Source organism: Nocardia sp. NPDC059154 (genome assembly GCF_042755705.1).
Classification (GTDB): Bacteria; Actinomycetota; Actinomycetes; order Mycobacteriales; family Mycobacteriaceae; genus Nocardia.
The window spans coordinates 1-6,754 of sequence record NZ_JBHZCS010000153.1; the positions used below are offsets into that span (position 1 = coordinate 1).

General features: G+C 67.0%; 6 protein-coding genes. 5 read left to right on the forward strand and 1 reads right to left on the reverse strand.

Going from position 1 to position 6,754, the window contains the following annotated elements; translation table 11 throughout:
* The first annotated feature begins 237 nt into the window (after positions 1-237).
* Both ACFXN1_RS50895 and ACFXN1_RS50900 read left to right on the forward strand, forming a co-directional pair.
* Positions 238-2,451: a molybdopterin-dependent oxidoreductase gene (locus ACFXN1_RS50895; protein WP_379438657.1), complete on the forward strand. Its 2,214-nt coding sequence runs from the start codon at positions 238-240 to the stop codon at positions 2,449-2,451.
* A gap of 441 nt (positions 2,452-2,892) precedes the next feature.
* A complete protein-coding gene (locus ACFXN1_RS50900) occupies positions 2,893-3,510 on the forward strand; it encodes a pyridoxamine 5'-phosphate oxidase family protein (protein WP_379438655.1) in 618 nt (205 codons plus the stop codon).
* A gap of 12 nt (positions 3,511-3,522) precedes the next feature.
* Here ACFXN1_RS50900 and ACFXN1_RS50905 read toward each other — a convergent pair whose 3' ends face one another.
* A complete protein-coding gene (locus tag ACFXN1_RS50905; RefSeq protein WP_379393122.1) occupies positions 3,523-3,978 on the reverse strand; it encodes a GtrA family protein in 456 nt (151 codons plus the stop codon).
* Positions 3,979-4,043: 65 nt separating this feature from the next.
* Between ACFXN1_RS50905 and ACFXN1_RS50910 the strand changes: the two genes are divergently transcribed.
* The 3 genes from ACFXN1_RS50910 to ACFXN1_RS50920 form a co-directional block, all read left to right on the forward strand.
* A complete protein-coding gene (locus ACFXN1_RS50910; RefSeq protein ID WP_379438654.1) occupies positions 4,044-5,549 on the forward strand; it encodes an FAD-binding protein in 1,506 nt (501 codons plus the stop codon).
* Complete coding sequence (locus ACFXN1_RS50915; protein WP_379438652.1) at positions 5,546-6,307, forward strand: decaprenylphospho-beta-D-erythro-pentofuranosid-2-ulose 2-reductase; 762 nt, start codon at positions 5,546-5,548, stop codon at positions 6,305-6,307. The genes ACFXN1_RS50910 and ACFXN1_RS50915 overlap by 4 nt, the downstream gene beginning before the upstream one ends.
* A 154-nt stretch (positions 6,308-6,461) precedes the next feature.
* Positions 6,462-6,754 (forward strand): transposase (locus ACFXN1_RS50920; RefSeq protein WP_379464135.1); only part of this gene is annotated, 293 nt, incomplete at its 3' end.

Below are 6,754 nucleotides of genomic sequence, written 5' to 3' on the forward strand. Positions count from 1 at the left end.
GAGCGCCGCAGGCGGCCCGTATCGCCTCCTGACGCCACCGGCTCTCACAACTACACGAAACCCGCGAGTGCACCCCGGCGCTCGCGGGTTTTGCCGTATCCGTATACGAACGTTGCAAATTAAGCGATAACGGACATAATCCGAGGCTCCGGCATTGGCGGCCGCCGGGAGCCCGCGTCCGGCATTCCCGGCGGCCAGAGGTGTTCCGCCCGGTACGTTTCCGGGCGATCATGAGGTATGACCCACGTCACGGACAGCCCCCGGACATTGCTACGCACCTGCCCGCTCTGTGAAGCGGTGTGCGGCCTCGAGCTCACCCTGGACAGCACCGATCACATCGTCTCGGTGCGCGGTGACCACGCCGATCCCTTCAGCCGGGGCTTCATCTGCCCCAAGGGCGCCACCCTCGGACATCTCGACGCCGATCCGGATCGGCTGACCGCGCCCATGATTCGCGACCGCGCCACCGACACCTGGCGGGAGGCGAGCTGGGACGAGGCCTTCGGAGTGATCCGGGAACGCCTGCCGCAGGTGACGGCCGCGCACGGCAATCAGGCGGTGGGGCTGTACCTGGGCAATCCCAATGCCCACACCGTGGCCGGGGCGCTGTACGTGCCGCTGCTGATCCGGGCGCTGGGCACCCGGAACCTGTTCTCCGCCAGCACCGCCGACCAGATGCCCAAGCAGGTGTCGAGCGGGCTCATGTTCGGTGATCCGCTCACCGTGGCGGTGCCGGACCTGGACCGCACCGACTATCTGCTGATGCTGGGCGCGAATCCGCTGGAGTCCAATGGATCGCTGTGCACCGCACCGGACTTCCCGGGCCGGTTGAAGGCGCTGCGGCAGCGCGGCGGGCGGCTGGTGGTGGTGGATCCGCGGCGCACGCGCACCGCCAAGCTGGCCGACGAGCACGTGTTCGTGCGGCCGGGCAGTGACGCCTACCTGCTGTTCGGGATCGTCCACACATTGTTCGCGGAGGGTCTGACCGACGTCCGGGTCGAGGTGAACGGGCTGGACGAGGTGCGGGCCGCGGCAGCCGAATTCACGCCGGAGCTGGTGTCCGGGCGCACCGGGGTGCCCGCCGAGACCATCGTGCGGATCACGCGCGAGCTGGCCGCCGCGCCGACGGCCGCCGTCTACGCCCGGATCGGCACCTGCACGGCGGAATTCGGCACGCTCACACAGTGGCTGGTGGATGTCGTCAATGTGCTCACCGGCAACTTCGACTCGCCCGGCGGGGCCATGTTCGCGACGGGGGCGGCGCTGGGCATCGTGCGGTCGCGGCCGTTCCGCCTCGCGCGCTGGGCCAGCCGGGTGCGCGAATTGCCCGAGGCCATGGGTGAACTGCCGGTGGCCACGCTGGCGGACGAGATCCGCACGCCCGGCGACGGGCAGATCCGGGCCATGGTGACGGTGGCGGGCAATCCGGTGCTGTCCGCACCCAGCGGCGCGCGCCTCGACACCGCCTTCGCCGGACTGGAATTCATGGTGAGTGTGGACCGCTATCTCAACGAGACCACCCGGCACGCGGACGTCATCCTGCCGCCTCCGCGCATCCTGCAGTCGCCGCACTACGATTTCGCGCTGCTCAATTTCGCGGTCCACAACTACGCCCGCTACTCGCGGCCGCTGGTGCCGCTCGGCGCGAACGAGCTGTCCGAGGCCGAGGTGCTGGCCCGGCTGGCCCTGGCCGTTTCGGGCCAGGAAGCCCAGCCCGGGCTGGATCCGCTGGGTGCGGTCGACGAGATCGTCATCGCCGGGACCCTGCACAAGGCCGGCCTGGCCGACCGCCGCGGCGAACTGCTCGGCACCGACACCACCGAGCAGCGGCTGGACCTGATGTTGCGCCTGGGCCCCCTCGGCGAATGGTCCACCACGCCGGACGACGAGAACGAATGGCGCGGCAAGCTGAATCTGCAAGTGCTGCTGGACAATCCGCACGGCATCGACCTGGGTCCGCTGGAGCCCCGGCTGCCGGGTGTGCTGCGGACGGCCTCTCGCCGGGTCGAGCTGGCGCCCCCCGAACTGCTGGCCGACCTGGACCGGCTGCGGGCCCGGCTGGGGGTCGAGCGGCCGGAGATGGTACTGGTGGGACGGCGGCAGCTGCGATCCAACAACAGCTGGCTGCACAATGTGCCGCCACTGGTGGGCGGGTCGAATCGCTGCACGCTGCACATTCATCCCGAGGACGCGGCGCGGCTGGGGTTGAACGGGCAGGCCGTGGTGAAATCGGCGGCGGGCACGCTGACCGTGGACGTCGAGCCGACCGAGGACATCATGCCCGGCGTGGTCAGCCTGCCGCACGGCTGGGGACACGGGGACAGCGTGCAGACCGTCGCGCGTGAGCACGCCGGGGTGAATGCCAATGTGCTGACCGATGATTCACTGGTGGACGCCCCGTCCGGGAACGCCGTGTTCAATGGCGTGCCGGTGACGCTCACCCGGGTGTGAGGCGGAGCCGGACCACACGGTGCGTTGCGACCGGAGCCGGTGTGCCCTGAAAGACCCCTCGGTATTCATGTTTCGAGCACCGAAGATCGGCGCCACCTAGGGGGATGACGGCCGCACCACACCCCGGAAGGCTCTGCGAAATGGACAAATCAGGAATGCGAAATCCCCTCGCCCCCTGGGGATCTCGCATTCCTGCGGTCCGGAACGACGAGCAGCATCCCCGCAGCTAAGGGCCGAAGGTCCCTTGTGGGTCCTTTCATCCGGGAGGATCCTCCCCCGGGAAGGTTTGTCCGGCAACAGTCGAGGAAGCCCCACCAGGGCAGATACGCCGGTTCACGCATTTGCCACACGAAAATAGTTAAACCGTATAGGATTTCGGATGGCCGAAGTTCGTGGCCGAGCCTCTTCCATCCGGTATTCAGCTACCAAAGGGGGCGCACGATGCCCGGTATCAGAAACGGCAGCGACGGCGAACGGGAACTGCAGGAGCGATACGGTACCGAGGAACGGGCACAACGCTTCTACTCCGATCAGGTGCGAGATCGGCTCAATACCCACATGATCGATTTCATCCGGCGCATGGACATGGCCTTCATCGCCACCTCCGACAAGCACGGTGAATGCGATGCCAGCTTCCGCGCCGGCAAAGCGGGCTTCCTGCACGTGATCGACGAGCGCACCGTCGCCTATCCCGAATACCGCGGCAACGGCGTCATGGCCAGCCTCGGCAACATTCTCGAGAACCCCCACGTCGGCATTCTCATGATCGATTTCGTGCACGACCTGATCGGCCTGCACCTCAATGGCACCGCGCGCATCGTGGACGACGCGCTCATGCGCCGCTGCGTCCCCGACCTGCCGGCCGATACCCGGGGCCGCATTCCGGAGCGCTGGGTGGTGGTGGATGTGGAGGAGGCCTACATCCACTGCCGCAAGCACATTCCGCACCTGGTCCCGGCCCAGCGCGAGCAGCGCCTGTGGGGTACCGACAATGTGCGCGCCAAGGGCGGCGACTACTTCCGGGCGAAGGAAGAGACCAACGCCCTGGTCGAGTCTTGACTTCAGCGCCGCCTAGTTGATCTTGAAGATCACCGCGCGCTGGACAATGAAGTTGATCACGGTGGCGGTGCCCTGCGCGACGCAGAAGGCGAGCCAGATCCGCCACCACGCATCGGGCAGCGCGTAATAGCAGAGCTGGTTGATGCCGACCTGCAGCGCGAAGGTCACCGCGTACAGCAGCACCACCGCGATGAAGCGCTTGCGGCTCGGCTCGGCCTGGAAGGTCCAGCGCCGGTTGATCAGGTAGGCCGTGGTCGTGCCCGCGATGAAGCTGATCGACTTGGCCACCGGCAGCGGCAGTCCGACCAGCTTGAACAGCAGCGTGTACAGGCCGAAGTCGACGATGGCGGACAGGCCACCAGTGACCGCGAATCGGATGATCTGCGTCTTGAGATCAACCTCCGTACCACCCGGTTCATCGACGAGGGGCAGCTCGGGCGGCAGGGGCAGATGGGGTTCCGCGGTCACAACGCAGAAGAGTAATGCCCGGGACAAAGGACACAAGCCTCGAGACGGTTATGCCTGTAGCCTCTATGCCGATGTCCACGAAAGCTCAGACCACCACCGCGGCCGCCCCCGAGCCCAGCTCGGCAGGCGAGGGCCCCGTCGTAGGCAAAGACACAGCGGGCACGGCGTCACCGGGTTCGTTCGACCTGCCGACGCAGACCCGGCGCCTGACCGGGTGGGGTCGCACCGCAGCCACCACGTCGGAAGTGCTCTCCACCGATGACCCGGAGCTGATCGCCAAGGCGGTCGCCATGGTCGCGGAGGACAACGACTCCAAGCCCGCGCACCTGCGTCGCGGCGTCATCGCCCGCGGCCTCGGCCGTTCGTACGGTGATCACGCCCAGAACGCGGGTGGCCTGGTCGTCGACATGACCGCACTCAACCGCATCCACCGCATCGACCGGGACTCCCGGCTGGTGGACGTGGACGCGGGCGTCAGCCTCGACCAGCTGATGAAGGCGGCGCTGCCGTTCGGCCTCTGGGTTCCGGTGCTGCCGGGCACCCGGCAGGTGACCGTGGGCGGCGCCATCGGCTCGGACATCCACGGCAAGAACCACCACAGCGCGGGCAGCTTCGGCAATCACGTGCGGTCCATCGATCTGCTCACCGCCGACGGCAAGGTGCAGACCATCGGGCCGAAGAAGAACGCCAAGCTGTTCTGGGCCACCGTCGGCGGCAATGGCCTGACCGGCATCATCCTGCGTGCCACCATCGAGATGACGCCCACCGAGACGGCGTACTTCATCTCCGACGGCATCAAGACCACCGGCCTGGAAGAGACCATCGCGGTCCACAAGGACGGGTCCGAGGAGAACTACACCTACTCGTCCACCTGGTTCGACGCCATCAGCGCGCCGCCGAAACTGGGCCGCGCCAATGTGTCTCGCGGACGACTGGCGAGGCTCGACGAGCTGCCGAAGAAGCTGCGCAAGAATCCGCTGAAGTTCGATGCGCCGAATCTGCTGACGGTGCCGGATATCTTCCCGAGTTTCGCGGCCAACAAGCTCACGCTGGGGATGGTCGGCGAGGCGTATTACGCGCTCGGCGGCAATTACACCGGCAAGGTCATGAACTTGACGGCGTTCTACCACATGCTGGACGTGGTCTCGGAGTGGAATCGGGCCTACGGGTCCAAGGGATTCATCCAGTACCAGTTCGTGCTGCCGCCCGAGGCGCTCGATGAATTCACCAAGATCATCGTGGACATCCAGCGGTCGGGTCACCATTCGGCGCTCAATGTGCTGAAGTTCTTCGGCCCGGGCAACCCGGCGCCGCTGAGCTTCCCCATGGAGGGCTGGAACATCTGCGTCGACTTCCCGGTCCGCCCCGGTCTCAATGACTTCGTGCGCGAACTGGACCGGCGCGTCCTGGAATTCGGCGGTCGCCTCTACACTGCCAAGGATTCACGGACCGACGCGGAGACCTTCCACAAGATGTACCCGCGGATCGACGAGTGGATCAAGATCCGCCGAAGTGTGGATCCCACAGGCGTTTTCATGTCCGATATGGCGAGAAGGCTGGAGCTTCAGTGATCAATGCGGTAGGGAACCCGCAATCCATTCTGCTGCTGGGCGGCACCTCGGAGATCGGCTTGGCGATCTGCGCCGAGTACCTGAAGAAGGGTCCCGCGCGCATCATCCTGGCCGCCCTGCCCGGTGACCCGCTGCGCGAGGACGCCGTGTCGCAGATGAAGGCCGCCGGCGCCTCCGAGGTGCAGGTCATCGACTTCGACGCGCTCGACACCGACAGCCACCCGGCCGTGATCGACGCGGCGTGGGTGGACGGTGACGTCGACGTGGCCATCGTCGCGTTCGGCATCGACGGTGACGGCGAGATCTTCTGGCAGGACCAGCGCAAGGCCGTCATGATGGCCGAGATCAACTACACCGCGGCGGTTTCCGTCGGCGTGCTGCTCGGCGAGAAGATGAAGGCGCAGGGCTTCGGCCGCATCCTGGCCATGTCCTCGGTCGCCGGTGAGCGCGTGCGCCGGTTCAACTTCGTCTACGGCTCCACCAAGGCCGGCCTGGACGGCTTCTACCTGGGTCTCGGCGAGGCGGTCGCGAAGTTCGGTCCGCGGGTCACGGTCATCCGCCCCGGCATGGTGCGCACCCGGCTCTCCGCGCACGCCAAGGAGAACGGGCTCACCGTGAACAAGGAGGACGTCGCCCTCCTCGCGGTCGCCGCCTCCGAGAAGGGCAAGGAAATCGTCTGGGCCCCCGGCGTTTTCCGCTACGTCATGATGATCCTGCGCCACGTGCCGCGCCCGATCTTCCGCCGCCTCCCCATCTAGGTTCTGTCTCGAAGTGAGTGGTGGGGCGGCACCGTGCAGCGGTGCCGCCCCATCAGCATGTTCGACCGAAGTTGTTGCCCGCGTTGGCATATAGGCGAGGTCTCCGGTAGTTCGGATTAGCGACCAAGCAAATCTGAACAATGCCGGAGACCTCGTGGCCAGCGTAGCGGTGGCGGGGCGCGCGGACCTGACCGATGCCCAATGGGCGCGGCTGGAGCCACTGCTGCCTCGACCGAAGAAGGCGGGACGCCCGCCGAAGTGGACGAAGCGGCAGCTCATCGATGGGATCCGGTGGCGGTGCCGCGCCGGGGTGCCGTGGCGGGACGTGCCGGCCGAGTACGGGTCCTGGCAGGCGGTGTACGGGTTGTTCCGGCGCTGGCAGCGGGCCGGGTCGTGGGCGGTGATCGTGACATCGCTGCAGGTGGCGGCCGATGCGGCCGGGGTAAT